The sequence below is a fragment of the Achromobacter sp. RTa genome, from assembly GCF_000757485.1.
Classification (GTDB): domain Bacteria; phylum Pseudomonadota; class Gammaproteobacteria; order Burkholderiales; family Burkholderiaceae_B; genus Achromobacter.
This window is the reverse complement of record NZ_JPYO01000001.1, coordinates 135,995-160,539: the sequence shown is the minus strand read 5'-3', so window position 1 is coordinate 160,539 and position 24,545 is coordinate 135,995. Positions and strand designations below refer to the sequence as shown.

Sequence of the window (24,545 nt, the reverse complement as noted above, 5' to 3'; positions counted from 1 at the left end):
TAATATACGTACGACCGTATATTAAATTGAAGAATCGCATGCTGACAAGCGAGGACGGACTCATGGTTGAAACGGATCGCCGCCGCATCCGGGGCGAGAAGGCGCGCGCCGGGGTATTGGCCCATTCGGCGCGCATCGCGTCGGTCGAAGGGCTGGAAGGGCTGACGTTCGGCCGCCTGGCCACCGAGGCGGGCGTGGCCAAGGGCAATATCCAGGTGCTGTTCGGCGACAAGGAAGCCTTGCAGCTGGCCACGCTGGAAAGCGCGGTGGATCTCTACCGCCTGGAGGTGGTGGCGCCCGCGATGGCCCTTGCCAGCCCCGGCGAGCGGCTGCAAGCGCTGGTCAAGGGCTGGTTCCGGTTCGTGCAGGGCCGCAGCCTGCCCGGCGGCTGTTTCCTGACGGCGGCCAGCAACGAATACCGCACCCGGCCCGGCGCGATCCGCGACCGCGTGAACCAGCATAGGAGCGAAGCCCGCGAGCGCTTCGAAACGCTCGCTCGCGAGGCCGTCGCGGCGAAAGAACTGCCGGCGTCCACGGATCCGGTCAGGCTGGCTTTCGATCTGCTGGCCTACCAGGCCATCGCCAATGTGGCCGCGTCGATGGGCGACGAGGCGCAGTTCACGATGGCGCGGGAACGCTCGCTGGAAATCGTCTCCGCAAAATAGGACCGCCAGCTCCCCCTATCCTCTCCGCGCCGCCGGCCAAAGTTGATACAATAGGAATCATTATCATTCCATTCAAGCCTTGACCACGCGCCCGGCCCCGCCCGCCGCTCGGCGGCCATGGCTCCAGGGGCATCATGGGGGAGCGTTTCTTCGGCGTGATCGCCGAGGCGTACAAAGCGTGGAACGCGGAGCTGACCGGTTTCCTGAACCGCCAGCTCAAGCGTTCGCCGGATACCGCCCAGGATCTGGCGCAGGAAACCTTCGCCAGGTGGCTGGCGGCCAGCAATGGCGCCGAGCCGCCCGAAAAGCCCCGCGCCTACCTCTACGAAATCGCCCGCAACCTGCTGCGCGACCACTGGCGCCGCGAAGGCGTGCGCGGCGAACACCTGGCGGCCAGCCTCGACGACCAGGCATTCGCGCCGCAAGCGGGCAGCCTGGCCGCCGACCCGGCGACGCAGCCCGAGGCGCGCGCCGACGTCAACCAGCGCCTGCGGATGCTGCAGGCCGCCATCGACGCCATGCCCCCGCGCCAGCGCGAGGCCTTCCTGCTTTATCGGTATGATGAATTGCGTTGCGAGGAAATCGCCGACCGCATGGGCATTTCGCTGCGGGCGGTGGAAAAGCACCTGCAACTGGCGTTGGCGCACTGCAAACGCCACGTGCACGGCGAAGCATCATGACCCGATCCCGTTCCCTGTCCCCAATCGAAGAGGCCGCAAGCGCATGGTTCATGCGCCGCCGCGAGCGCTCGCCCGACGCGGGCGCCGAACAGGCGTTCCAGGCATGGCTGGCGGAATCGCCACGGCACAGGCAGGAGTACGAGCGCCTGGCCCAGGTCTGGGAAGACATGGCCTCCCTGCCGCGTCCGGCCGCGGCGCCAGCCAGGCCCCCTGCGCCGCCCCGGCCCGCGCGCCGGCCGGCCTTCCTGCGCTGGAGCGGGGCGCTGGCCGCCCTGGTGCTGGTCGCCAGCGCGGCCTACCAGTACCTGCCCGTCAGCTATGAATCGGTCGCCAACGCGTCCACCCAGACCCGCAGCCTGGACATGCCCGACGGCACCCGGGTGCACGCCAATGTCGGCACCCGTGTCAGCGTGCGCTACACGCTGGCCGAGCGGCGCATCGACATCGACGGCGGCGAGGTCTACATCGACGCCGCCTCCGACCGCCGCCCCCTCGTCGTGTCCGCCGGTGGCGCCGAGCTGCGCGACATCGGCACCGAATTCAATGTGCTGCTGCTGCCCGACACGCTGCAGGTGGGCGTGCGCAGCGGGCAAGTGATGCTGGACGCCAGCGGCGCGGAAGGCCCGAAGGAGCACACGCTGCGGGCCGGCGACACCGTGCTGCTGGCGCGCGCCGGCGGCCGTCTGCTGGGCCGCCAGCAGGTGGCGCCCGGCGAGATCGGCGCCTGGCAGGATGGCGTGGCGGTCGTCCACGACGCCACCCTGCAGCAGCTGGCCGGCTACCTGGGCCTGTACCGCGACGCCCCGGTGCGTTTCGCCGACGAGCGCGCCCGCGGCCTGCGCCTGTCCGGCACGCTGGACCTGCGCCATCCCGAGGCCTTCCTGGACACGCTGCCCGGCCTGCTGCCCGTGACGCTGAACCGCCGTCCCGACGGCTCGGCGGTGATCGCCAGCCGCTGAACCCTGTCCGTCTCGAATTGCGAATAATTTTTCTTTCGGACGTACGGGTTCCGGCGCCTGGCGCGTCTTCCCCGATGAAGATCCACTTCTTGACTGGGGAAAGTCCATGGCGCAACGCCATTTTCGCCGCCGGCTGAATGCCGGCCGTTACGCGCTGCTGTGCGCGCTGTCGATGAGCGCCGCGCTGGCGGTCCAGGCCTTCGCGCCGTCCGTGGCCCACGCCCAAACCGCCGCCGCGCAGGCCTTCGACCTGCCTGCCGGCAGCCTGGCCGATGCGCTGGTGGCGCTGGGCCGCCAGGCGCAGGTGCAGGTGCTGTTCAGCCCCGACGCGGTCGCGGGCCGCCAGGCGCCCGCCGTGTCCGGCAAGATGAGCGCGCAGGCGGCGCTGAACCGCCTGCTGGCGAAGAGCGGCCTGGTCGCGGTGCCCAGCGCCACGGGCTTCGTGGTGCGCTTCCCGGCGGCCTCCACCGCCACCGACGCAACGACGCTGGCGCCGGTCACGGTCACCGGCAGCGATCTCGCCGTCACCGAGGGCACGGGCTCCTACACCTCGTCCGCCGTCACCCTGGGCAAGAACGCGCAAAGCCTGCGCCAGATCCCGCAGTCTGTTTCCGTGGTCACGCGCCAGCTGCTGGACGATCAGAACCTGGTGAACCTGGACGACGCGATGCGCACCGTGACCGGCATCACGGTGGAAGCGGGCAGCATCGGCGGCAACCACGGCAACTTCTATTCGCGCGGCTATGCGCTGGACACCATCCAGGTGGACGGCGTGAACACGCCCGCCAGCACCGGCAACGACCTGAGCTCGGGTTTCGGCCTGGCCATCTACGACCACATCGAGGTGCTGCGCGGCCCCTCCGGCCTGTTCCAGGGCGCGGGCGACCCCGGCGGCACCGTCAACCTGGTGCGCAAGCGCGCAATGAAGGACTTCGCCTTCAGCGGGCAGGTGATGACGGGATCCTGGGACCGCTACTACGCCGAGGCCGACATCACCGGCCCGCTGGACAGCGATGGCCGGCTGCGCGGCCGTCTGGTGGCGTCCTATGACGACCGCCGCTCCTTCGTCGACGGCGTCTACACCGAAAAGCCCCTGTTCTACGGCACCCTGAGCTTCGACCTGACGCCCGACACCGTCCTGACCGCCGGCGCCACCTACCAGCAGTACAAGGGCCGCCCCTTCTTCGGCCTGCCCGGCTACGAGGATGGCCAATTGCTGGACGTGCGCCGCTCCACCAACCTGGATCCCAGCTGGAACCACATCACCGAAGAGATCACCGAGTACTTCGCCGACGTGGAACACCGCCTGTCCAACGGCGGCCGCATCAAGGTCAGCGGCGTCTACCGCGAACAGGACGAGCCCAGCCGCGAATTCGGCTGGTCCGACTGCGCGGTGGATCCGGTCACGGGCGACACCTGCCTCGTCTCGTGGAAATACCGCAGCCACTGGAAAACCTATGGCCTGGACGCCTTCGTCGCCACGCCGTTCCAGGCCTTCGGCCGTGAACACGAGTTGATCGTGGGCGCGGACTACCGCAACATCCACAAGAACTTCCGCTACGGCGGCGGCGACAACGCCGACATCAACCTCTACCACCCGGACAACGACATCCCCAAGCCGGACTACGAGTTCACCAACGGCAACGACAGCAAGACCGACCAGTACGGCCTGTATGCGCGCACCAATCTGCGAGTGGCCGACGCGGCCACCATCATCGCCGGCGGCCGCTTCACCTGGTGGGAAAACCGCACCCAGAACCGCAACGCCTACTTCAACCAGTTCACCGACACCAGCGACAAGATCAATGGCAAGTTCACGCCCTACCTCGGCCTGGTGGTGGACCTGAACGAACAGTTGTCGGCCTATGCCAGCTACACCAGCATCTTCACGCCGCAGACCACCACCGACGTCAACGGCCAGTTGCTGGACCCGCGCACCGGCAAGCAGTTCGAGATCGGCCTGAAGGGCGAGTTCCTGGACAAGCGGCTGAACGGCCATGCCGCGCTCTTCCGCATGGAAGACGAAAACCGCGCCATGACCGACCCGGACAATCCGCTCTTCTCCATGGCCGCGGGCAAGATGCGCAGCCAGGGCTTCGAGGCCGAAATCAGCGGCAGCCCGGCGCCGGGCTGGGACATCACCGCAGGCTACGCCTACACCACCACCAAGACCCTGAAGGGCACGGAAGAGCAGAAGTCGCAGCAATACGCCTTCATCACGCCGCGCCACACCTTCAACCTATGGACGAAGTACACCTTCGCCACGGGGTCGCTGGAAGGCCTGTCGCTGGGCGCGGGCGTGCGCAGCGTCAGCAGCATGTACCGCCTGAACGGCCCGGTGAAATTCGAGCAGCGCCCCTACACCACCGTGTCCGCGCAGGCCGGTTACCGCTTCAACAAGCACCTGGACGCCACCCTGACGGTGAACAACCTGTTCGACAAGGTCTATTACCAGCGCGTATGGGCGGCCTACGGCTCGAACTACTACGGCGAGCCGCGAAGCGTGATGCTGAACCTGCGGGCGACGTACTGAACATCGCGCCGGAACGCGCAGCCGCCATGCGCCTTGCGGCGCGGCGGCATCAGGGCTCGCAGGGAATCAGGTGTTGTCTTTCACGGTAGGCGTGGGCCCGTTGGCCTTGACGGACGCAACGCCTTTGTCCCGCGCCGCCGCGCTCGAATACATTTCGCTGCGGCCGATGGCCTGGCCGTTCGCCGCGTTCAACGTGAAATAGGGCGAGCCGTCGCTGGCCGTCTTGAGCTGGTATCTCGCGTCGACCTGCGAGTTCTGGCGGACCGATGCGATGCCATCCTGGGCGCTGGCCTTGGTGGTGTATCGCTCGCTAGTGAGGATGACTTCGTTGTTGCCGGCTTTCAGGTTGAACATGTACTGATCGCCGCTGCGCTTCAAATCGTAGTAACCACTCATAGCAATCTCCAATATTCTGGCTTGGTCTAGGAATTGGCTGATACTGCGATGCGCACACTTGAACGCTGGCTGATAGTAGTGCAAGTCCTGTGTTCTGGAAATACGCGCCACGCGCACGTCCGTTTCGTCCGGCAAGGCGGCGCTGCGGCCGCCCGATAGGCCGCTATTCTTCTCGCACGGCGCGGATCAGGTCGGGCGCGGCATCGGATTGCGGCTTGAAGTACAGCGTGGGCGCCCGATACACCAGGTCGCGCAGCGCCGCCTCCAGCTTGGGCATCTTGAAATCCGCCGCGCTCGGCGCCTGCCGGAAATCGTCCAGGCTGGCGGGCAGATGCTTCAAGGTAATCGCGTCTATAAAGCAAATGGGATCGGCGGCCATCACCTCGCACGAATCCGGCGTGATCACCGGCTGGTCCACCGGCAGCACGAAACCGTCCGTCAGCACCGCCTCTCCCGCCTCCAGCTTGATTGCGGCGATCGGCGAGAACGCCAGGTCGACGTCGATGGCGGGCACTCGCGCGGCATCGGCCTTGCCCTGCTTGAACGCGCGCTCCACATCAATCCACCAGCGGAACTCCCGTGCCGCCTCATCGCAACCGCCGCCCAGCCGCAGCAACACCTCGCAGCCCTGGCCCAGGCCATCGTCGGCCTCTTGCTCCGATTGCGGCGCGCCGGCGGTCCGCTTGAAGTCGCGATCCACCGCGTATCCCAGCTCCGCCATGCCGATCTTCTTCAGCCTGTCGGCCGAGCTCAGCGAACCCGGCCCCGGCTCGATATCGGGCAGCTCGGTGCGAGGCTGATGATACGTAATACGGTTGAGCCGGTACTCGCCCGGCCACACGGGAATCACCTGATAAAGCAGCTTGCCTCGAGGCGTTTGAAACGACGGGCCGACATCCAGCAGATCCGGCTTGTGATCGCCCTGTCCGGCGCTGATCGCCGGGCCCTTTTCCGACGTGTGATTCCAGCGCAGCAAGGTACTGCGCTCACGCAGGTAGCGATCGCGCGTCGCTTCGTCATCGAAATCGCGCCGGGGCGCGGCGTCCAGATTGACGGTCGGAATCACAAGCAGCGCCAGCCCCTGTTGCCGCGCATCGCCCAGCAAACCATCAATGTGCTCGCGGTGGCGCTCCCTCATCGCTGCCGCGCGCGCCGCCAACTCCGAATCGGAAACGGGCTCGGCAAACGCCAGCACCGGGGCAAGAAAAGCAATCAGGCAAGCTCGGACAAGCACGGGGAAAGACGGCATCGTTCTTGGTTCCTGTATTCGAAGCGGAAGGACGAGGCATCGCGGCATTCGAGTATTGGCACCGCAGTGCCTCGGCAAGAAGCGAGGCCATGATATCGCGTCGAAGCGCCATTCAAGGGCGGCCGGTCTTTCCAGAAGCTTTCAGCCGATTATTTTTTGCCGCCTAAATGTCATAACTGAAAGTCGTGACCTGCAGGCCAGGTTCGATCCGAAGCCGGAATCCGTAAGGCGCGGGGCGGGCATTATCGTATCGGCCGGCGAACAGGTTCGCCGCCGCGAATTCGATGTATTTCCCACTTTTTTCGGCGATCACCCGCGCGCCGGGGCAATCCAGAATATTCAAGTGCACGACCGGCTCGCTCACTCCCTCGCAGCGGATCGCAAGTTCCACATCGCCATCGAAAGGCCAGATCGTCAGCGCCAGGAACAGCGGCCGCCGATCCACCACGTAGCGATAGGAAACGCCATATTCGTCCTCGGACGGCAGCACGCCGAGAATATCGAGAAAATCGTTGGGGTCCCAGGAAAAATCCGGCATGAATATCCCGTTCAATGTGGTTGCCGAGCGCGATTCCCCACCGCGAAAGTGTTGGAAATCCGCGTCACGAAAGATTTTCTTGCACCTCGGCAACTCTAGACAGTTATCTAAATAACTGCAAAGCAATGCGAAGTTTGCAAGCATTGTGAGCTAGGATGAATTCGTGTCCTATCAAGGAAACCCATCATGGCTCCTACCTCGCAAAAACCGCTTGCCCTCAAGTCGGTACGCCCCAATGTCATGGAGGTCGAGTACGGCGCATTTCGTGGCTACGTGGACGTCATAGATCACTCGCAGCAGACTCCCATGTGCAAGACGTACTTCTGCCGCACCGTCTGGCCATCCCGGGACATGGCCGAACAGCAGGCGATGGAACTGGCCCGTGGCCTCCAGCGCGCGCGCGCGCCGGGCGCATCCCGCGCCATGTTGCTCACCGCCGGCCTGAGCGACGCCACGGCCGGCCGCAAGCCGCTGGAGTTCGTGCCCGTCAGCCTGGTCAAGCAGCAGCCTACGGTGCCGGTAGCCAAGCGCCATCTGCGCCTGGTGGCGTAAGCCGCCGTCCTGCCGCACGCACATAGCGGAGCGCCCCGCGAATCCCGCCCCCAGCGCCGGACTGCAATTTCCAGGCTTCTTGCCTGCGGAATCGTAGTCCGGCGCGCTTCCAGCGACACCCCACGCGGCATGAAAAGAATAGAAGGCGCGGCGCGAAGAAGAGAAAGGCGCCATTGCCGAACTGAAAAAGCTGGGCTTCGTGGAAGAATGAAGGGCACGGAGTAGACTTGTCGCCTGTCTATCCGTATCGAGTCCACCTCCATGCTAGTCAAAGCCCTGCGTGTCGGCCTGGGTCAAATGATCGTGCTGGGCGACGTCCTCACGCGTCCGCGCCCGCAACGACGTTCGGCGCAAGGCCAGGCCGCCGTCAACACGGAAGCGGCCAGGCTGTCGCTCTACCAATTCCACGCCTGCCCGTTCTGCATCAAGACGCGGCGCGCCATCCACAAACTGAACGCGCCGATCGCGCTGCGCGACGCCAAGGGCGATCCCGAAGCGCGCGAACAGCTGCTGGCGGGCGGCGGCAAGGTCAAGGTGCCGTGCCTGCGCATCGACGAAGCGGACGGCACGCGCTGGATGTACGAATCCAGCGAAATCATCGCCTATCTTGAGCAACGCTTCGCGAATGTGGCCTGACGGAAACCCGCCTGCATGACGCGCCTGGCACGCCTGATCCTCATCACGTTGAGCGCCGCGAGCGCGCTGGCCGGTTGCGACTCCTCGCTGCCCGCCGCGCCGCCGGGATCGAAGCTCAACGCCGAGGCCATCGCCACCCGCGACACGCCGCCGGAACAGCAATTCAAAGGCGTGCTGGCGGGCCGGCCCGTGCACCTGCTCGTCCACAACTGCAAGGTGTACAAGGTCGACCGGACCGAAGGCGAGAACGTGGCGTGGACCCTGGTGCTGGAAGGCGAGTTCTATCCGCTGCCGACCAGCTGCATCCGGCAATCGCTGACCGAGAGCAAGGGCGTGGTTACCGCGTTCATCGGGCGGCAGGCATTCGGGGCGGGCGGTTGTTGCACCGGCACGCCGGAATACCGGTCAAGCGACGGGCTCAACTGGAAGCCGCGCTGAGCGCCGCCCGGGCGCGCGCTATCGGAAATGCGGCGCGAGCCAGAACCCGGCCGCCGCCGCCAGAGCCAGCCACAGCACCACGATCAGCACCGCGCCGATCCGGCTGCGAGGCTTGGCGCCATTCATCCGCATCCACGCCTCGGCCTGCTCCCGGCATTCCCGCAGCACGTCGGGCGGCAAGAGCCTGACGGCCAGCCAGATCAGGCCAGGCAGCAGCAGGACATCGTCCAGATAGCCCAGCACCGGAATGAAGTCCGGTATCAGATCGATGGGGCTGAGCGCGTAGGCCACCACGAACAATCCCAGCGCCTTCGCATACCAGGGCGTGCGGGCGTGCTTGCCGGCAAACCATAGCGTCAGGCTGTCGCGCTTGATGCGCCTGGCCCAGGCTTTGAGGCGCTGGCTGATGTTCATGGCGTCGGGCCCGGGCGAGTCTCGGGAAGACGCCTAGCGCAACGCCGCCACGTCCACCGTTCTTGCCCCGCAAGCCTCCACCAGCTCCGCGTCATGGCTGGCAAACAGCACCACGCGATTCTTGCCCCAGGCCTTGAACAGCTCGGCCAGCACTGCGCGCCCCTGCGCGTCGAACCCGTTGCTGGGCCCGTCCGCGATCACTACGGCCGGGTTGCCCAAGGCCGCCGCCGTCACGAAGACCTTGCGGCGCGTCCCCGTCGACATCTGTTCAAAGCGCTTGTCCAGGTGCGGCTCCAGCCCCAGGTCGTGGGCCAGCTCCAGGGTGGCCTCGTCCAGCGGCACATTCTTTTCCGCCGCCGCCCGTTCCAGCAGCCCGCGCCCGGTCTGCGTGGGAAACGCCAGGCAGTTATCGGGCACGTAGGCCAGGCGGGCCCGGGCCTGCTGCGGCGCGTGGATCATGGAATGCCCGTCGATCCAGACGTCGCCCCCATCCGGCGCGACGGCGCCCGCGATGATGTTCAGGAGGCTGGATTTCCCGGTGCTGTCTTCCTCGCATAGCGCCACGCACCCAGGGGTGAAGGAGTGGGTCAGGCCCTGGAAGACGAGATGGTCGCCGTAGCGTTTGCTGAGCTTGTCGATTCGTAGCATGCGGGAAGTTTACGCAGGAACGGGCAGGTCGGCACGGCTTGCGTGCCATTACGCCTTCGCGGGGGCCGGGGGCTTCAATCCGCCCATGCTCGCCCGTAGGGCATTCACGCCGACTTTCGCCAGATAAAACTTTGTTGCGCTGCAACTTTACCCGCGCCGCGCGGCTTTCTTATCTTGTACCCCTGTTCTCTTTTTCCCGCCGCCCGCCTCATGCCCACCCTGGATTCCGCCGTTGTTTCCTCTACGAAAAAGGCCTGCCGCGTGCTGGCAAGCCTGTCGGACCGGCGCATCCACCGGCTGACGGATATCGCCCAGCACGCAAGCCTGGACATCTCCACGGCGCTGCGCATTCTGAAGGACCTGGAATCCGAGGGTTTCGTAGAGCGAGACCCCGAAAGCAAGCATTACATGCTTGGCCCGCAGGTATACGCCATGCACCATGCCATGGTCGACGGGCTGGATCTGCGCGGGCTGGCGCGGCCGGCGCTGATCCGGCTGGCGCGGCGGTTCAGGGATACGGTGATTCTGTCGATGCCGGTGGGCTGGGAGTCGGTGTGCGTGGACCTGTGCTTCGGCGATTACCCGATACGGGCGAACTATCTTGAGGTGGGCAGCCGCCGGCCGCTGGGGGTGGGCGCCGGCAGCCTGGCGTTGCTGTCGGCGCTGGACGAGGACGAGGCGCAAGCGCTTTTGCCGCTGGTGCGCGAGCGGCTGGCGGCGCGGTATCCGCGGTTCCCGGCCGAGGCGCTCGACGCAGCGGCGCGGCGGGCGCGCGAACTGGGGCATGCGATGCTGCTGGATGTGGTGGTGGAAAAGATGGGCGGGCTGGGCGTGGCGGTGCGAGGGCCGAGCGGCCGCGCGATCGGGGCGCTCAGCGTGGCCGCCTTGAACGAACGTATCGAGCCTCGCGAGCAAGAGCTGGCGCAGGCCCTGGCAGAGGAGGCGCGCGCGATCGAACGCGCGTGGATGCCGCATGCTTGAGCGCACGGACAACCCTGGCCTGGCGCATGCCTATATGCAGAGCGCGGCGGTGACGCGCTTTGGCCGGCATGAGGGGCGCGGCGCGCTGGACCTGATGGCCGAGGCGGCCGAGGCCGCGCTGGAGCGCGCCGGACTCGCCCGCCAGCGCGGCGCCATCGATGGCGTGCTGTGCGGTTATGCGACGACATTTCCGCATCTCATGCTGGCCAGCCTCCTGAGCGAGAAGCTGGGGCTGGATCCGCACTACGCGCACGGCATGCAGATGGGCGGGGCGACGGGAGCCGGCATGGTGATGCTGGCGCGCGAGCTGGTGCGCACGGGCACCTGCCGCCGGGTGCTGGTGGTGGCGGGAGAGAACCGCCTGACCGGGCAGGCGGTGGACGCGTCCATCCAGACGCTGGCGCAGGTGGGCGAGGCGGACGTGGAGGTGCCCAATGGGGCGTCGGTGCCGGCGTATTACGCGCTGCTGGCGTCGGCCTATATGCATGCCACCGGCACACGGCGGGAGGATCTGGCCGAGCTGGCGGTGCTGATGCGCCGGAACGCGGGCGGGCATCCGCTGGCGCAGCTGCGCGAGCCCGTCAGCGTGCAGTCCGTGCTGGATTCCAAGCCGATCGCGACGCCGCTGCATTTGCTGGACTGCTGCCCGATTTCCGATGGCGCGGTGGCGCTGGTGGTGGGCGCGGACGAAGGGCCCGTGCGCATTACCGGAGCCGGCCAGGCGCACCGCCACCAGCATCTATCGGCCATGCGCGACGTGATGGACACGGGCGCGGCGCGCGCAGCCCGGCGGGCGCTGGCGCAGGCGGGCGTGGCGAAAGCGGACATCGATTATCTGGCGATCTACGACTCTTTCACGATCACGCTGACCATGCTGCTGGAAGAACTGGGTTTTGCGCCGCGCGGCGGCTCGGCCGAACGGGTGCGCCGCGGGGATTTCGATGCGGCGGGGCCGCTGCCGCTCAATACGCATGGCGGCCTGCTGTCGTTCGGGCATTCGGGCGTGGCGGGCGGGCTGGCGCACGTGGCGGAGGCCTGGACCCAGCTTGCGGGCCTGGCGGGCAGCCGGCAGGTTGCGCCGCGCAGGCGGGCGCTGGTGCACGCGGACGGCGGCGTGCTGTCGGCGCACGTGAGCTTGGTATTGCAGGCGGAGGACCAGGCATGAACGGACGGCATCCCCTGGATTTGCGGCGCTGCGCGGATTGCGGCGCGTGGTGGGCGCTACGCCCCTATGCCTGCGCGGCCTGCGGCGGCACGGACCTGCAATGGGCGCGCGCAAGCGGCGAGGGCGAGGTACTTGCGCACAGCACGGTGCACCGCGCGCCGGACGCCTCGTGGCGCGCGCTGGCCCCGTATGTGCTGGCGCTGGTGCGGCTGCGCGAGGGCGCGGTGCTGATGGGCCATGCCACGCCCGGCGTGGCGATCGGGCAGGCGGTATGCGCCCGCGATTTCGAGCACGGTGGCAACACCCTGCTTTGCTTCGAGGCGCGCCGGCCGCCGTGATGCACCGCCGGCAAGCGTAGCCCCCTTCCAACCCACTGAAAAAAACGTCCCACCGAGGACGGAGGAGACACTCATGCCTGCAATTTCCGCATGGCGCGCGGCGCTGGCCGCTTTTACCCTGGCGGCGTGCTCGGCGCCGGGCCTGGCGCCGGCCGCGTCGGCCTGGCCGGAGAAACCCGTGACGCTGGTGGTGCCGTATCCGCCCGGCGGCCCCACCGACATCGTGGCCCGCGTGGTGGCGCAGGGCCTGGGCGAGGCCCTGGGCCAGACGGTGATCGTGGACAACCGCTCGGGCGCGGGCGGCAATATCGGCGCCGACATGGTGGCCAAGAGCGCGCCGGACGGCTACACGCTGCTGCTTGCCACCACGGCGCACGCCATCAATATGTCCCTGTTCAAAAACCTGGGGTACGACACGCAGAAGAGCTTTGTTCCGGTGTCGCTGCTGACCAAGGGCCCGCTGGTCATCGTGACGCGGCCCGACCTGCCCGCGCACAGCGTGAGCGAACTCATCGCCCTGGCCAAGCAGCGCGCGGGCCAGCTGACGTTTGCGTCCTCGGGCAACGGGCAATCCACCCATCTGTCGGCGGAGCTGTTCAACACCATGGCCGGCACGCGCATGGTGCATGTGCCGTATCGCGGCAGCGCGCCCGCGCTTACCGACGTGATGGGCGGGCAGGCCGACCTGATGTTCGACACCATGCTGTCTTCCATGCCCTATGTGAAGGCCGGCAAGCTGCAGGCGCTGGCCATTACCGGCGCGCAGCGTTCGCCCGCCGCGCCGGATCTGCCCACGGTGGCGGAGGCGGGCCTGGAGAACTACGAAGCCACGGCATGGAACGGCCTGATGGCGCCGGCGGGCACGTCGCCGGCCGTGGTGCAGAAGCTGAGCGCGTCCTTGCAGCAGGTGCTGGGCCGGCCGGACGTGCAGCAGAAGTTCGCGGCGCAGGGCTTCGCGGCGGACTGGATGACGCCGGACGACACGCGCCGCTTCGTCGGCGACGAGGTGCGGAAATGGGCCGAGGTGGTGCGCGCCTCCGGGGCCACCGTCAATTGAAGGCGCGGGCCTCTACACATTGAAAGGAGCATTCATGGTTTCCGACAACCGCGACGCGGCCGCGCTGGACCGGCTGCTGGCCCCGGCATCGATTGCCATCGTGGGCGCGTCCGACAACCCCGACAAGATCGGCGGGCGGCCCATACATTACATGCGGCGCCACGGCTATGCGGGCACCTTGTACCCCATCAATCCGCAGCGCGCCGAAGTGCAGGGCGAGCGCGCCTGGCCCGACCTGGACGCGCTGCCCGCCGCTCCGGACCTGGCCATCGTGGCGGTGGCCGGCGAGCAGGCCGTGCAGGCCGTGGACCGCTGCGCGGCGCTGGGCGTGTCGGCCGCCATCGTGATCTCGGCGGGGTTCTCGGAAACCGGCGAGGCGGGCCGCCAGCGGCAGGACGCCATGACGGCGCGGGCGCGCGCGGCCGGCATGCGCATCGTGGGGCCGAACTCGCAGGGGCTGGCCAATTTCGGCAACGGCGCCATCGCGAGTTTCTCCACCATGTTCCTGGAGGTGGAACCGCAGGACGGCCCGGTGGCCGTCATCAGCCAGAGCGGCGGCATGTGCGCAATGGTGTATGGCCTGCTGCGCCAGCGCGGCGTGGGCGTGCGGCACGTGCACGCCACGGGCAACGAGGCCGACGTGACGGTGGCCGAGCTGGCCTGCGCGGCGCTGCGCGACCCCGAAGTGCGCATCGTGCTGCTGTACCTGGAATCGCTGCGCGACGCCGGCGCGCTGGCCGAGGCAGCGGCGCTGGCGCGGGCGCGCAACGTGCCGTTGATCGCCGTGAAGGCAGGCCGTTCGGAGGCGGGCGCGCGGGCCGCCGCCTCGCACACGGGCGCGCTGGCCAATGAAGACCGCACGGTGGATGCCTTCTTTGCCCACCACGCCATTCTGCGCGCGCGCGACCCGCAGGAGCTGGTGCGCTACGCCGAGCTGGCGCTGCGCGGCCCGCTGCCGCAAGGGCCCCGCGTCGTGGTGGTGAGCAATTCGGGCGCGAGCTGCGTGCTGGCCGCCGACGCGGCGGTGGAGCGCGGCCTGGAGATCGCTCCCCTGGGCCGAGCCACGCAGGAAGAGCTGGGCCGGCGGCTGCCGGGCTTCGCCACCACCGGCAACCCCGTGGACATCACCGCCGCGCTGCTCTCGAACAACGGTCTGTTCGGCGAGGTGCTGCCGCCCATTGCGCGGGATCCGGCGGCCGATATGTTCCTGATCGACATCCCGGTGGCGGGCCGCGGCTACGACGTGGCGCGGTTCGCGTCGGACACCGCGCGCTTCGCGCAGGCCGCGGCCAAGCCGGTGGCGGTGGTGGCGTGGCAGGACAACGTCGCTGCCACGTTCCGGGCGCACGGGGTGGCGGTCTACGCGGACGAGCAGCAGGCGGTGGAAGCGATGGCCGGCCTGTGGCGGCTGCACGCACTGCGTGGCCGCACCGGCCCGGCCGCGCCCGAGGCTCGCCTGGATGCGCCAGCCGGCGCGCGGCCCGGCTTCCTGTCCGAAGCCGCCAGCCTGGCCTTGCTGGGCGCGCAGGGCATCGCCGTCGGCGAGCATGCGCTATGCGCGGATGCCGATGCGGCGGTGGCCGCGTGGCGCCGGATGGGCGCGCCGGTGGCGCTGAAGGCGTGCTCGGCGCGCTTGCCGCACAAGTCCGAACACGGGTTGGTGGCGCTGGGCCTGAACGACGAGGCCGCCTTGCGCGACGCGCTGGCGCGGCAGGCGGACACGCTGGCCGCCCTGGGCGTGGACGACGCAAGCTGGATCGTGGCGCGCATGCAGCGCGGCCTGCACGAGCTGGCGCTGGGCGTGCGCAACGACCCGGTGTTCGGCCCCGTGGTGATGCTGGGCGCGGGCGGCAAGTACGTGGAAGCGCTGGGCGACGTGGCTCTGCTGATGCCGCCCTTTGCGGCCGACGACGCGTTGGAGGCGCTGCGCGGCCTGCGCATCGGCAGGCTGCTGGCCGGCGTGCGCGGCGATCCCCCGGCCGATGTGCGGGCCGTGGCGGAGCAGGCGGCGCTCCTGGGCCGCTACGCACTGGCGGCGGCCGGGCATGTGGCCTCCATCGACATCAACCCGGTGCTGGTGGGCGCGCAGGGCGAGGGCGCGGTGGCGCTGGACGCGCTGGTGGAACTGTCGGATGGCGTGGACCGGGCGACGCGCCGCGCTGCCTGAACGAAAAAAACCAATGGAGACACCCATGGCAAAGAACCTGTGCAGGACCCTGATCCTGGGCGCAGCGCTGGCCCTGTCCGCCGCCGCCCAGGCCGCGCCGGCCTGGCCCGCGCGTCCGATCACGCTGGTGGTGCCGTTTCCGCCTGGCGGCACGACGGACTTGCTGGCGCGGCTGGTGGCGCGCGAAGCGGGCACGCGGCTGGGCCAGAGCGTGGTGGTGGAGAACCGGCCCGGCGCGGGCGGCGGCATCGGCGCGGCCGCGGTGGCGCGCGCCCAGCCCGACGGCTACACGCTGCTGATGGGCACGCTGGGCACGCAGGCCACCAACCAGTTCATCTACGCGCAGATGCCGTATGACTCGGCGCAGGGCTTTGCGCCGGTAACGCTGGTGGCCAACTCGCCCAACGTGCTGCTGGTCAACCCCAAGCTGGGCATTGCCTCCGTGGCGCAGCTCATCGAGCAGGCGCGGCGCGCGCCGGGCTCGCTGAATTTCGCGTCCACCAGCCTGGGCGGCTCGCCGCATCTGTCGGGCGAGCTGTTCAACCGGCTGGCCAAGGTGGACATCCGCCACGTTCCGTACAAGGGCTCGGCTCCCGCCATGACGGATCTGCTGGGTGGGCAGGTGCAGCTCATGTACGACAACCTGCCCTCGGCCATGGGCCAGATCAAGGCCGGCGCGGTCAAGCCGCTGGCAGTGACGACCACGCAACGCGTGCCCATGCTGCCGGACGTGCCCACGGTGGCCGAGGCCGGGCTGCCCGGCTACGAGGTGAACTCCTGGTTCGGCCTGCTTGCGCCGGCCGGCACGCCGCCCGAGATCGTCGGCAAGGTGCGCGACGCGGTGGCCGCGGCGCTGGCCGAGCCGGGCACCCGCCGCCAGGTCGAGGAACTGGGCGCGATCCCCGTGGCAGGCACGCCCGCGCAATACGCGGAAACCATCCGCGCCGACACCGCCAAATGGCGGCAGGTCATCCAGGACGCCGGCATCCGGCCCCAGTAAGGCGGCGGCGCCAGAACAAAGGAGGCAGACATGAACGACAAGGCAGGCAGGCTGCGCATCGGCTCGGGCGCGGGCTGGTGGGGCGACCGCATCGACCCGGCGCGCTGGAACGCGGAGCGCGGCGCGCTGGATTTTCTGTGCTTCGAGACCATGGCGGAGGCCACCGTCTCGGCCGCGCAGGTGCGCAAGCGGCGCGATCCGGCATTCGCGGGATACGACACCTGGCTGGATGACCGCATGCGCGCGGTGCTGCCGCACTGCAAGGCGAACGGCACCCGCATCATTTCCAACCAGGGTTGGATCAATCCGCAAGGCGCGGCCCGCCGCGTGGCCGAGCTGTGCGCAGAGGCGGGCTGGCCCGGCGCCCGCGTGGCCGCCGTGACGGCCATCGACCTGAGCGCGGAAATCGCCGCGAGCGAGCTGCGCATCATGGAGACCGGCGCGCCGGTCTCCGCCGTGCGCGACACGCTGATTTCCGCCGAGCCCTATGCGGGCGCGGCCGCCATCGTGCAGGCGCTGGACCAGGGCGCGGACATCGTCATCACCGGACGCGTGGCCGACCCCTCGCTGTTCCTGGCGCCCATGATGCATCACTACGGCTGGCGCGAGGACGACTGGACGCGGCTGGGCCAGGGCAGCGGCATCGGCCATCTGCTGGAGTGCGGCGCGCAGGTCACGGGCGGCTACTTCGGCGACCCCGGCTACAAGGACGTGCCCGAGCCCTGGAACCTGGCGTTTCCCTACGCCGACGTGGACGCCGACGGCACGGCGGAAATCGGCAAGGTGGAAGGTACGGGCGGTTGCATCGACCTGCGCACCGTGAAAGAGCAGATGTTCTACGAAGTGCACAACCCGGCGCGCTACATCACACCCGACGTGGTGGTGGACTTCACGACGGCGCGCCTGGAACAGGCCGCCCGGGACCGCGTCCGCGTGAGCGGCATTTCGGGGCATGCGCGCACGCCCACGCTCAAGGTATCCATCGGTTGCACCGAAGGCCATATCGGCGAAGACATGTTTTTCTTTGCCGGCCCGGGCTGCCTGGAAAAGGCGCGGCTGGCCGAAACCATTCTGCGCGAACGCCTGCGCGCCGCAGGCCTGCAAGCCGAGGACCTGCGCATCGATTTCATCGGCGTGAACGCGGTGCACGGCGCCGCCTCGGCCGCCCTGCGGGCAGAACCGGCCGAGGTGGCGGTGCGCATCGCCGCGCGCTGCGCCAGCCGCGCCCAGGCCGAGAAGATCGGCCGGGAAGTGGACGGGATGGCGGTCTGCGGGCTGGCCTCCACCGGCAAGCGCGTGCCGCACCAGGACCGCACGCGCGAAGTCATCGGCCTGTGGTCCACGCTGGTGCCGCGCGAACGCGTGGCCTGCCGCGTGGAATTCGTCTAAGGAGACATCTCATGCGGGTTACGTTACGAAGCGTGGCGCACACGCGCTGCGGCGACAAGGGCAATACCTCGAACATCGCGGTCATTGCCTACGAGCCGCAGTTCTATCCCCACATCAAAAGCGCGCTCACGGTGCAGGCCATGCGCGCCATCTACAACGAACAGGCCGTGCGCGGCGACATCACGCGCTACGAGGTGGACGGACTGGGCGTGCTGAACTTCGTGCTGGACGGCGCGCTGGGCGGCGGCGTGTCGCGCAGCCTGGCCATCGACAATTACGGCAAGGCCCTGGCCAGCGCCGTGCTACGGTTGCAACTGGAGGTGCCGGACGATCTGGCGCCTTTGCTGCGAGGTCCCCAACCCACCAAGGAGGGTAGCGGATGTTCGAAGACCTGAAATCCCGCACCGTGCTGATCACAGGCGCGTACAGCGGACTGGGGCGCCACTTCGCCGGCGTGCTGGCGGGCGCGGGCGCCCGGGTGGCGCTATGCGGGCGCCGCACGGCCTTGGGCGAAGAGGCCGCCGCCGCCATCCGCGCGGCAGGCGGGCATGCATGCGTGATCGGCATGGACGTGACCCAGCCGGCCAGCGTGCAGGCGGCGTTCGACGCCGCGGCCGAGGCCCTGGGGCCGGTCAGCGTCGTCGTCAACAACGCCGGCATCGCGGTATCGCGGCCCGCGCTGGAGCTCAGCGAAGACGATTGGACCGGCCTGGTGGACGTGAACCTGAACGGCGCCTGGCGAGTGGCCCAGGCTGCCGCCCGCCACTTCATCGCCCACGGCACCCCGGGCGCCATCGTCAACATCGCGTCCATCCTGGGCCAGCGCGTGGCCTCGCACGTGGCGCCCTACGCGGCCGCCAAGGCGGGCCTGCTGCACCTGACGCGCGCCCTGGCCCTGGAATGGGCGCGCCACGGCATCCGCGTTAACGCGCTCGCCCCCGGCTACATCGCCACCGATCTCAACCGCGAATTCTTTGCCTCGCCGGCCGGCGAGGCGCTGATCAAGCGCGTCCCCCAGCGCCGGCTCGGTCAGCCGCAGGACCTGGACGGGCCGCTGCTGTTGCTGGCTTCCGACGCCTCGGCGTTCATGACCGGCTCGGTCATCGACGTGGACGGCGGCCACCTGGCCAGCTCGCTATAACCCGCAACCCCGCACCCCGGGGCCGCGCGCCCCGACTAGGAGACGCCGCATGGATTTCTCGCTACCGCCCGAACTGGAAGACTACCGCCGCCGAGTGCGCGATTTCGTCGACCGGGAACTGATCCCCCTTGAAGCCGACCGGGCCAACTACGACGACCACGAGAACATTGCCGAAGCCGCGCTGGAACGCGCCCGCGCCCGGGTGCGCGAGGCCGGCCTGTGGGCCCTGCAGATGCCGCGTGAACTCGGCGGCCAGGGCCTGCCCATGGCGGGGCTGGCCGCCTGCTACGAGGAAATGAACCGCTCCATTTTCGGGCCGGTGTGCTTCAACGCGGCGGCGCCGGACGACGGCAATATGCGCGTGCTGGCGCAAGTGGCCCGGCCGGACCAGAAAGCGCGCTGGCTTCAGCCCATCGTCGACGGCAAGGTGCGTTCGTCTTTCATCATGACCGAGCCTCATCCCGGCAGCGGCTCGGATCCCTCCATGATGCGCACCACCGCCACGCTGAGGAACGGCAAATGGGTGGTGAACGGCCGCAAATGGTTCATCACCGGCGCGGGCGTGGCGCGGCACTTCATTCTCATCGCCCGCACCTCCGACGATGCCCGCAAGGGCCTCAGCGCGTTCCTGTTCGACGCGGACCAGCCGGGCTGGCGCATCGAGCGCCGCATTCCCATCATGGGCCCGGAGGAACACGGCGGCCACTGCGAACTGGTGTTCGACGGGCTGGAGATCCCCGACGAGAACCGGCTGATGGAAGTGGGCGACGGCCTCAAGCTTACGCAGATCCGCCTGGGGCCGGCGCGGCTGACCCACTGCATGCGCTGGCTGGGCCTGGCGCGCCGCGCCATGGCGGTGGCGGTGGACTACGTGGGCCAGCGCAGCAGCTTCGGCCAGAAGCTGGCCGAACGCGAAGGCGTGCAATGGCTGCTGGGCGAAGCCGCCATGCAGATCGAGATCGGCCGCCTGCTGACCATGCGCGCCGCCGTCCGGCTGGACCAGGGTGACTACGCGCGCAAAGAGATCTCCATGGCCAAGATCGTGGTGTCCGAAACCCTGCAAAAGGTGGTGGACACTGCGCTTCAGCTCAACGGCGCGCGCGGCTACTCCAAGGACACGCCGCTGGAATGGATCTACCGCTACGCGCGGCAGGCCCGGTTGGTGGACGGCGCCTCCGAGGTGCACAAAATGGTGCTGGCTCGCTATCTCATGGACGAGGGCGACGCCTACTGGCGCTGGGACGACGCGGATGCCCCGCGCAAGGCGCTGGTATGACGAGCCCCGCCCATGCTCCCGCGCCGCCGTGGCTGCCCGCGCTGGCCGCCTACCTGGGCGGCCTGGGCCTGGCGGACCCGGCCACGCTGACGCTGCGGCCGCTGTCCGGCGGGCAGTCCAACCCCACGTACCTGCTTGAAGACGCCACCGGCCGGCGCGTGCTGCGCAAGCAGCCGCCGGGCGAACTGCTGCCCTCGGCCCACGCGGTGGACCGCGAGTACCGCGTGATGTCAGCGCTGGCGGACAGCGCCGTGCCGGTGCCGCGCATGCTGCACTACTGCGCCGACCGCGCCATCGTCGGCACGCCGTTCTACCTGATGAGCTTTGCGCAGGGGCGCGTTTTCATGGACCCGGCGCTGCCCGGCATGGCCGCGGCCGAGCGCGCCGCCCTCTACGCCGAGGCGGGCCGGGTGCTGGCCGCGCTGCACGCCGTGGACCCGGCCGAGGCCGGGCTGTCCGACTACGGCCGCAGCGGCGACTACTTCGCGCGGCAGGTGGGCCGCTGGACCCGCCAATACCGCGACACGCAGACCGAGCCCATCGCCGCCATGGACGCCCTCATCGACTGGCTGCCGCGCCACCTGCCCCAGGACGACGGCCAGACCCGGCTCGTGCATGGCGACTACCGCATCGACAACCTGGTGTTCCACCCCACGGAGCCCCGGGCCATCGCGCTGCTCGATTGGGAATTGTCCACGCTGGGCCACCCGCTGGCGGACCTGGCCTACCACTGCATGTGCTGGCGCATCCCTCCCGCCCTGTGGCGCGGCATAGCGGGCCTGGACCTGAACGCGCTGGGCATCCCCGGCGAAGACGCCTTCGTCGCCGCCTATTGTCGCGAGCGCGGCATCGCGCCGCCGGCCAACTGGGATTTCTATCTGGCCTACAGCTTCTTTCGCATCGCCGCCATTCTGCAAGGCGTGTACGCGCGCGCCCGCGCCGGCAACGCCGCCGCCGAGGACGCCCTGGAAATGGGCGCGCGCGTGGCCCCGCTGGCCGAGCTGGGCTGGCAGGCCGCCTGCCGCGAATCCCGCCGCGCGCCGGCGGACCAGGAGACACCGCAATGATTGCCGACGCCGACGACCTGCCGCGCAACGCCGCCAACCACGTGCCCCTCTCGCCGCTGGGCTTCCTGGACTGGGCCGCCAGCGTATTCCCGGAACGTCCGGCCCTCGTGCATGGCGCAAGCTTCAGCCAGAGCTGGAGCGCCACGCGAGACCGCTGCCAGCGCATGGCGGCCGCGCTGCGAAGCTGGGGCGTCGCGCGCGGCGACGTGGTGGCCGTGCTGGCGCCGAACACCCCCGCGCTGTACGAAGCGCATTTCGGCGTCCCGATGGCGGGCGCGGTGCTCAATGCGCTCAACACACGGCTGGACGCGGCCACCCTGGCCTACATCCTGTCTCATGGCGGAGCCACCGTGCTGCTCTTCGACAGCGAATACAGCGCGCAGGTGCGCGAAGTACTGGCCCTGCTCGACTCGCCGCCCCGCACCGTGCGCATCCAGGACAGCGAATTCCAAGGCGAACACGGCACGCTCGGCGATGCCGAGTACGAAACCTGGCTCGCCTCCCAGCCGCCCGACACGGGCTGGGAACGGCCCGCCGACGAATGGCAGAACATCTGCCTCAACTACACCTCGGGCACCACCGGCAACCCCAAAGGCGTGCTCTACCACCACCGCGGCGCCTATCTCAACGCCATGGGCAACGTGCTGTCCTGCGGCATGCCGCCGCACGCGGTCTACCTGTGGACGCTGCCCATGTTCCATTGCAACGGCTGGTGCTTCCCGTGGACCCTCGCCGCGCTGGCCGGCACCAGCGTCTGCCTGCGGCGCGTAGAACCCGCCGCCATCTTCGAAGCCATCGAACGCTACCGCGTAGGCTTCTTCTGCGCCGCCCCGGTCGTGCTCACCATGCTGGTCAACGCCCCAGCCGCCCTCCGGCGGCGCGCCGCCCATCCCGTGCAGGCCATGACCGGCGGCGCCGCCCCGCCCGCCGCCATCATCGAAGCCATGGACGAACTGGGCATCGGCGTCACCCACCTCTACGGCCTCACCGAAACCTACGGGCCATCCATCAGCTGCGCCTGGCACGAAGAATGGGACGCCCTGCCGCTGGCGCAACGCGCCGCGCGCAAGGCCAGGATCGGCGTGCGCAAACTGAACGTGGAAGAAGTACAGGTATGGGACCCCGAAGGCCAGCCCGTGCCCGCCGACGGCGCCAGCCTGGGCGAAATCGTGCTGCGCGGCAACACCCTCATGAAAGGCTACCTGCACGACCCCGCCGCCACCGCCGACGCCTTCGCCGGCGGCTGGTTCCATTCCGGCGACCTGGGCGTCGTGCATCCCGACGGTTACATCGAAATCAAGGACCGCGCCAAGGACATCATCATTTCCGGCGGCGAGAACATCTCCACCGTCGAAATCGAAGGCGTGCTGTACCGGCACCCCGATGTGCTGGAGGCGGCAGTGGTGGCCCGCCCCGACCCCACCTGGGGCGAAACCCCCTGCGCCTTCGTGGCGCTGAAAGACGGCGCCGCCGCCAGCGCCGAAGACATCCAGGCCCACTGCCGCGAACACCTCGCCCGATTCAAAGTCCCGCGCACCATCGTCTTCGGACCGCTGCCCAAGACCGCCACCGGCAAGATACAGAAGTTCATGCTGCGGGAGCGGGCCAGGGGGTTGTGAAGCGGTAGTGGCTGGGCGGGTTTTCGGGAGACGCTCTTAGATTTCCGCCAGCAACGCTTCGGCAGTCGCGCAAGACTACGTCAGGTTCAATCCGCCATCGGAAAGCAGCACCTCGCCGGTCAGATAATCCGACGCGACAAGCATGGAGACCGCCTGGGCGATATCCTCCGGACTGGCCGCCCGGCGCATCGGCGCCTTGTCGCGCCACAACGCCTGGGCCTGCGTCCAATCGGCCGTCAGCGGCGTATCCACCAGGCCGGGCGCCACCGCATTCACCCGGATATCCGGAGCCAGCGAAAGCGCGAGCAGGCGCGTCACGTGGTTGAGCGCCGCCTTGGTCGCCGCGTAGGGAATGGAAGCGCCCTTGGGCCGGATTCCGGCGTGGGAACTCACATTGACCACGCAAGCGGGCCGGCCCTTCGCCGCCGCCTCTTGCAACGCAGCCTGCGCCTCGGCCACCAGGCGAAACGGCGCAACGACGTTGACCTCATGCAACGCATGCCAGATATCCGGCGTGGCGGCCGCCAGATCCGCGTGAGGAATGACCCGGCTGATCCCCGCGTTATTGACCAGCACATCCAGCCGCCCCCAAACGGCGACGGCTTCTCGCACCAGCCGGATCCTGTCGGCATCGTTCGCCAGATCCGCTTGCACATAAGCCGCCTCACCCAGCTCGCGTGCCAGCGCATGGCCGGCTTCAGCCGAGCGCCGGGAATGCACGACTACCGCATAGCCGTCCCGCGACAGACGGCGGGCGATGGCCTCACCTATGCCGGAGGTCGAACCCGTGACAAGCGCAACGGGGCGCGCAGACTGAAGATTGGACATCGAAAAATCTCTTGAAGAGGAGTGCGGCGGATGCGGCGGTCGGACTACAAATTAACATCGTCCTCGCGCGGCGTAGTCTGACACCAACCATTTCGCCAGGTTTTCACCATGTGTAGAGCCGCGCATTGGGGTGTTCACCCTTCGGGCAGGTCCGTACTCGGACGCCGTGCGTCGTTGCGGGCGCCTTGCATGGCCAGCCACACCGTCGCGCCGCCGCACGCCGGATCTTCCTGCTGATGCCGAAGCACCGAAAACCCGTTTTCCGCCAGTAGGTGACGATATTCGGAGGCATCCAAACTGCCGTGATAGAGCGGCTTGCCCTCAAACGTTCCAATGGCTTCGCCCAACGCCGTGCCGCTGGTGAACATCAACGGCGCGCCAGGCGCGGCCAGGCGCCGAAAGATCGGGAACATCAGCCGCTGGTCCTCGGGCCGAAGATGGAAAAAGCTGTGCCACGCAATCACGCCATGAAACGGTCCGATGCCAGACAGCTGCCGCATGTCGGCGGCGATCCAATGATGATCGGGAAACGACGCCTGGGCCCGGGACAGCAGCGGCAACGAGGTATCGATGCCGGTGATGCGGCAGCCGTTTTCGATCAGATGGCGGGCGATGGGAACGCCAGTGCCGCACCCCACATCCAGCACCTGCGGATGCGGGACGGCAAGCCGCTCCAGGAACGCAGCCAGCCAGGCGCGCTCGATCAATTCCGTACTCCGAAGCGACTCAAACGCCGCGGCATGTGTTTGGTACAGGGCGATCACGTCGTCAGCGGCAGAGGAGGACATGTCGGGACTCTGGCAATGGGG

26 protein-coding genes are annotated in these 24,545 nt (G+C 68.6%); 19 read left to right on the top strand and 7 right to left on the bottom strand.

Annotation, left to right across the window (positions count from 1 at the left end):
* Positions 1 to 62 precede the first annotated feature (62 nt).
* The 4 genes from JL37_RS00740 (at position 63) to JL37_RS00725 (ending at position 4,837) form a co-directional block, all read left to right on the top strand.
* Entirely contained in the window at positions 63 to 665 is a 603-nt protein-coding gene (locus tag JL37_RS00740; RefSeq protein WP_043541367.1) for a TetR/AcrR family transcriptional regulator, read from the top strand.
* A 134-nt stretch (positions 666 to 799) separates the two neighbouring features.
* Positions 800 to 1,345 (top strand): RNA polymerase sigma factor, encoded by a 546-nt coding sequence (locus tag JL37_RS00735; RefSeq protein WP_043541292.1) that lies wholly within the window; start codon positions 800 to 802, stop codon positions 1,343 to 1,345.
* On the top strand, positions 1,342 to 2,304 hold the full coding sequence (locus JL37_RS00730; protein WP_043541291.1) for a FecR domain-containing protein: 963 nt from the start codon (positions 1,342 to 1,344) through the stop codon (positions 2,302 to 2,304). The genes JL37_RS00735 and JL37_RS00730 overlap by 4 nt, the downstream gene beginning before the upstream one ends.
* Positions 2,305 to 2,410: 106 nt before the next feature.
* A complete protein-coding gene (locus JL37_RS00725; RefSeq protein ID WP_156124181.1) occupies positions 2,411 to 4,837 on the top strand; it encodes a TonB-dependent receptor in 2,427 nt (808 codons plus the stop codon).
* A 66-nt stretch (positions 4,838 to 4,903) separates the two neighbouring features.
* On the opposite strand, the gene JL37_RS00720 is transcribed toward JL37_RS00725, so the two are convergent.
* The 3 genes from JL37_RS00720 to JL37_RS00710 form a co-directional block, all read right to left on the bottom strand.
* Complete coding sequence (locus JL37_RS00720; protein WP_043541290.1) at positions 4,904 to 5,233, bottom strand: YegP family protein; 330 nt, start codon at positions 5,231 to 5,233, stop codon at positions 4,904 to 4,906.
* Between the two features lie 163 nt (positions 5,234 to 5,396).
* On the bottom strand, positions 5,397 to 6,482 hold the full coding sequence (locus JL37_RS00715) for a hypothetical protein (protein WP_043541289.1): 1,086 nt from the start codon (positions 6,480 to 6,482) through the stop codon (positions 5,397 to 5,399).
* A gap of 163 nt (positions 6,483 to 6,645) precedes the next feature.
* Positions 6,646 to 7,020 carry a hypothetical protein gene (locus JL37_RS00710; RefSeq protein ID WP_043541363.1) on the bottom strand — a complete coding sequence of 125 codons (375 nt, stop codon included), beginning with the start codon at positions 7,018 to 7,020 and terminating at the stop codon, positions 6,646 to 6,648.
* A gap of 186 nt (positions 7,021 to 7,206) precedes the next feature.
* Here JL37_RS00710 and JL37_RS00705 point away from each other — a divergent pair, with 186 nt between their 5' ends.
* The 3 genes from JL37_RS00705 (at position 7,207) to JL37_RS00695 (ending at position 8,646) form a co-directional block, all read left to right on the top strand.
* A complete protein-coding gene (locus JL37_RS00705; protein ID WP_043541288.1) occupies positions 7,207 to 7,572 on the top strand; it encodes a hypothetical protein in 366 nt (121 codons plus the stop codon).
* A gap of 261 nt (positions 7,573 to 7,833) precedes the next feature.
* Positions 7,834 to 8,208 (top strand): glutathione S-transferase N-terminal domain-containing protein, encoded by a 375-nt coding sequence (locus JL37_RS00700; RefSeq protein WP_043541287.1) that lies wholly within the window; start codon positions 7,834 to 7,836, stop codon positions 8,206 to 8,208.
* Positions 8,209 to 8,223: 15 nt separating this feature from the next.
* Positions 8,224 to 8,646 carry a hypothetical protein gene (locus JL37_RS00695; protein WP_043541286.1) on the top strand — a complete coding sequence of 141 codons (423 nt, stop codon included), beginning with the start codon at positions 8,224 to 8,226 and terminating at the stop codon, positions 8,644 to 8,646.
* Positions 8,647 to 8,664: 18 nt separating this feature from the next.
* Here JL37_RS00695 and JL37_RS00690 read toward each other — a convergent pair whose 3' ends face one another.
* The gene (locus JL37_RS00690; protein ID WP_043541284.1) at positions 8,665 to 9,060 is read right to left on the bottom strand and encodes a YkvA family protein; all 396 of its coding nucleotides are present in this window, start codon (positions 9,058 to 9,060) and stop codon (positions 8,665 to 8,667) included.
* A gap of 33 nt (positions 9,061 to 9,093) precedes the next feature.
* Positions 9,094 to 9,708 (bottom strand): ATP-binding cassette domain-containing protein, encoded by a 615-nt coding sequence (locus JL37_RS00685; RefSeq protein WP_043541283.1) that lies wholly within the window; start codon positions 9,706 to 9,708, stop codon positions 9,094 to 9,096.
* A 210-nt stretch (positions 9,709 to 9,918) separates the two neighbouring features.
* Between JL37_RS00685 and JL37_RS00680 the strand changes: the two genes are divergently transcribed.
* The 12 genes from JL37_RS00680 (at position 9,919) to JL37_RS00625 (ending at position 22,908) form a co-directional block, all read left to right on the top strand.
* A complete protein-coding gene (locus JL37_RS00680; protein WP_043541282.1) occupies positions 9,919 to 10,689 on the top strand; it encodes an IclR family transcriptional regulator in 771 nt (256 codons plus the stop codon).
* A complete protein-coding gene (locus tag JL37_RS00675; RefSeq protein WP_043541281.1) occupies positions 10,682 to 11,854 on the top strand; it encodes a thiolase family protein in 1,173 nt (390 codons plus the stop codon). The genes JL37_RS00680 and JL37_RS00675 overlap by 8 nt, the downstream gene beginning before the upstream one ends.
* Positions 11,851 to 12,192 carry a Zn-ribbon domain-containing OB-fold protein gene (locus JL37_RS00670; RefSeq protein WP_043541279.1) on the top strand — a complete coding sequence of 114 codons (342 nt, stop codon included), beginning with the start codon at positions 11,851 to 11,853 and terminating at the stop codon, positions 12,190 to 12,192. The genes JL37_RS00675 and JL37_RS00670 overlap by 4 nt, the downstream gene beginning before the upstream one ends.
* 73 nt (positions 12,193 to 12,265) lie before the next feature.
* Positions 12,266 to 13,249, top strand: a complete 984-nt coding sequence (locus JL37_RS00665; RefSeq protein WP_043541278.1) for a tripartite tricarboxylate transporter substrate binding protein — start codon at positions 12,266 to 12,268, stop codon at positions 13,247 to 13,249.
* Between the two features lie 34 nt (positions 13,250 to 13,283).
* Positions 13,284 to 15,416: an acetate--CoA ligase family protein gene (locus JL37_RS00660; protein ID WP_052096716.1), complete on the top strand. Its 2,133-nt coding sequence runs from the start codon at positions 13,284 to 13,286 to the stop codon at positions 15,414 to 15,416.
* 25 nt (positions 15,417 to 15,441) lie between these two features.
* Complete coding sequence (locus tag JL37_RS00655) at positions 15,442 to 16,416, top strand: tripartite tricarboxylate transporter substrate binding protein (RefSeq protein ID WP_043541277.1); 975 nt, start codon at positions 15,442 to 15,444, stop codon at positions 16,414 to 16,416.
* A 30-nt stretch (positions 16,417 to 16,446) separates the two neighbouring features.
* Complete coding sequence (locus tag JL37_RS00650; RefSeq protein WP_043541275.1) at positions 16,447 to 17,805, top strand: acyclic terpene utilization AtuA family protein; 1,359 nt, start codon at positions 16,447 to 16,449, stop codon at positions 17,803 to 17,805.
* Positions 17,806 to 17,816: 11 nt separating this feature from the next.
* Positions 17,817 to 18,200, top strand: a complete 384-nt coding sequence (locus tag JL37_RS00645; protein WP_043541274.1) for a hypothetical protein — start codon at positions 17,817 to 17,819, stop codon at positions 18,198 to 18,200.
* The gene (locus JL37_RS00640) at positions 18,185 to 18,946 is read left to right on the top strand and encodes an SDR family NAD(P)-dependent oxidoreductase (protein ID WP_043541273.1); all 762 of its coding nucleotides are present in this window, start codon (positions 18,185 to 18,187) and stop codon (positions 18,944 to 18,946) included. The genes JL37_RS00645 and JL37_RS00640 overlap by 16 nt, the downstream gene beginning before the upstream one ends.
* A gap of 49 nt (positions 18,947 to 18,995) precedes the next feature.
* Positions 18,996 to 20,222: an acyl-CoA dehydrogenase family protein gene (locus JL37_RS00635; RefSeq protein WP_043541272.1), complete on the top strand. Its 1,227-nt coding sequence runs from the start codon at positions 18,996 to 18,998 to the stop codon at positions 20,220 to 20,222.
* A complete protein-coding gene (locus JL37_RS00630; RefSeq protein ID WP_043541271.1) occupies positions 20,219 to 21,289 on the top strand; it encodes a phosphotransferase in 1,071 nt (356 codons plus the stop codon). Before JL37_RS00635 ends, JL37_RS00630 begins: the two co-directional genes overlap by 4 nt.
* Positions 21,286 to 22,908 (top strand): AMP-binding protein, encoded by a 1,623-nt coding sequence (locus tag JL37_RS00625; protein WP_043541270.1) that lies wholly within the window; start codon positions 21,286 to 21,288, stop codon positions 22,906 to 22,908. The genes JL37_RS00630 and JL37_RS00625 overlap by 4 nt, the downstream gene beginning before the upstream one ends.
* Before the next feature lie 75 nt (positions 22,909 to 22,983).
* Here the strand turns inward: JL37_RS00625 and JL37_RS00620 are convergent, their stop codons facing one another.
* Positions 22,984 to 23,736, bottom strand: a complete 753-nt coding sequence (locus JL37_RS00620) for an SDR family NAD(P)-dependent oxidoreductase (RefSeq protein ID WP_043541269.1) — start codon at positions 23,734 to 23,736, stop codon at positions 22,984 to 22,986.
* A gap of 134 nt (positions 23,737 to 23,870) precedes the next feature.
* On the bottom strand, positions 23,871 to 24,524 hold the full coding sequence (locus tag JL37_RS00615; RefSeq protein ID WP_043541268.1) for a class I SAM-dependent methyltransferase: 654 nt from the start codon (positions 24,522 to 24,524) through the stop codon (positions 23,871 to 23,873).
* Between the last annotated feature and the right edge of the window lie 21 nt (positions 24,525 to 24,545).

What these genes read in the sequence shown, in the direction of transcription:
- JL37_RS00705 (WP_043541288.1), top strand. Translation starts at nt 7,207, where the DNA reads ATGGCTCCTACCTCGCAAAAACCGCTTGCCCTCAAGTCGGTACGCCCC.
- JL37_RS00685 (WP_043541283.1), bottom strand. Translation starts at nt 9,708, where the DNA reads ATGCTACGAATCGACAAGCTCAGCAAACGCTACGGCGACCATCTCGTC.
- JL37_RS00645 (WP_043541274.1), top strand. Translation starts at nt 17,817, where the DNA reads ATGCGGGTTACGTTACGAAGCGTGGCGCACACGCGCTGCGGCGACAAG.
- JL37_RS00695 (WP_043541286.1), top strand. Translation starts at nt 8,224, where the DNA reads ATGACGCGCCTGGCACGCCTGATCCTCATCACGTTGAGCGCCGCGAGC.
- JL37_RS00625 (WP_043541270.1), top strand. Translation starts at nt 21,286, where the DNA reads ATGATTGCCGACGCCGACGACCTGCCGCGCAACGCCGCCAACCACGTG.
- JL37_RS00650 (WP_043541275.1), top strand. Translation starts at nt 16,447, where the DNA reads ATGAACGACAAGGCAGGCAGGCTGCGCATCGGCTCGGGCGCGGGCTGG.
- JL37_RS00730 (WP_043541291.1), top strand. Translation starts at nt 1,342, where the DNA reads ATGACCCGATCCCGTTCCCTGTCCCCAATCGAAGAGGCCGCAAGCGCA.
- JL37_RS00725 (WP_156124181.1), top strand. Translation starts at nt 2,411, where the DNA reads ATGGCGCAACGCCATTTTCGCCGCCGGCTGAATGCCGGCCGTTACGCG.
- JL37_RS00655 (WP_043541277.1), top strand. Translation starts at nt 15,442, where the DNA reads ATGGCAAAGAACCTGTGCAGGACCCTGATCCTGGGCGCAGCGCTGGCC.
- JL37_RS00740 (WP_043541367.1), top strand. Translation starts at nt 63, where the DNA reads ATGGTTGAAACGGATCGCCGCCGCATCCGGGGCGAGAAGGCGCGCGCC.
- JL37_RS00635 (WP_043541272.1), top strand. Translation starts at nt 18,996, where the DNA reads ATGGATTTCTCGCTACCGCCCGAACTGGAAGACTACCGCCGCCGAGTG.
- JL37_RS00710 (WP_043541363.1), bottom strand. Translation starts at nt 7,020, where the DNA reads ATGCCGGATTTTTCCTGGGACCCCAACGATTTTCTCGATATTCTCGGC.
- JL37_RS00700 (WP_043541287.1), top strand. Translation starts at nt 7,834, where the DNA reads ATGCTAGTCAAAGCCCTGCGTGTCGGCCTGGGTCAAATGATCGTGCTG.
- JL37_RS00640 (WP_043541273.1), top strand. Translation starts at nt 18,185, where the DNA reads ATGTTCGAAGACCTGAAATCCCGCACCGTGCTGATCACAGGCGCGTAC.
- JL37_RS00620 (WP_043541269.1), bottom strand. Translation starts at nt 23,736, where the DNA reads ATGTCCAATCTTCAGTCTGCGCGCCCCGTTGCGCTTGTCACGGGTTCG.
- JL37_RS00660 (WP_052096716.1), top strand. Translation starts at nt 13,284, where the DNA reads ATGGTTTCCGACAACCGCGACGCGGCCGCGCTGGACCGGCTGCTGGCC.
- JL37_RS00735 (WP_043541292.1), top strand. Translation starts at nt 800, where the DNA reads ATGGGGGAGCGTTTCTTCGGCGTGATCGCCGAGGCGTACAAAGCGTGG.
- JL37_RS00675 (WP_043541281.1), top strand. Translation starts at nt 10,682, where the DNA reads ATGCTTGAGCGCACGGACAACCCTGGCCTGGCGCATGCCTATATGCAG.
- JL37_RS00690 (WP_043541284.1), bottom strand. Translation starts at nt 9,060, where the DNA reads ATGAACATCAGCCAGCGCCTCAAAGCCTGGGCCAGGCGCATCAAGCGC.
- JL37_RS00670 (WP_043541279.1), top strand. Translation starts at nt 11,851, where the DNA reads ATGAACGGACGGCATCCCCTGGATTTGCGGCGCTGCGCGGATTGCGGC.
- JL37_RS00715 (WP_043541289.1), bottom strand. Translation starts at nt 6,482, where the DNA reads ATGCCGTCTTTCCCCGTGCTTGTCCGAGCTTGCCTGATTGCTTTTCTT.
- JL37_RS00680 (WP_043541282.1), top strand. Translation starts at nt 9,919, where the DNA reads ATGCCCACCCTGGATTCCGCCGTTGTTTCCTCTACGAAAAAGGCCTGC.
- JL37_RS00615 (WP_043541268.1), bottom strand. Translation starts at nt 24,524, where the DNA reads ATGTCCTCCTCTGCCGCTGACGACGTGATCGCCCTGTACCAAACACAT.
- JL37_RS00720 (WP_043541290.1), bottom strand. Translation starts at nt 5,233, where the DNA reads ATGAGTGGTTACTACGATTTGAAGCGCAGCGGCGATCAGTACATGTTC.
- JL37_RS00665 (WP_043541278.1), top strand. Translation starts at nt 12,266, where the DNA reads ATGCCTGCAATTTCCGCATGGCGCGCGGCGCTGGCCGCTTTTACCCTG.
- JL37_RS00630 (WP_043541271.1), top strand. Translation starts at nt 20,219, where the DNA reads ATGACGAGCCCCGCCCATGCTCCCGCGCCGCCGTGGCTGCCCGCGCTG.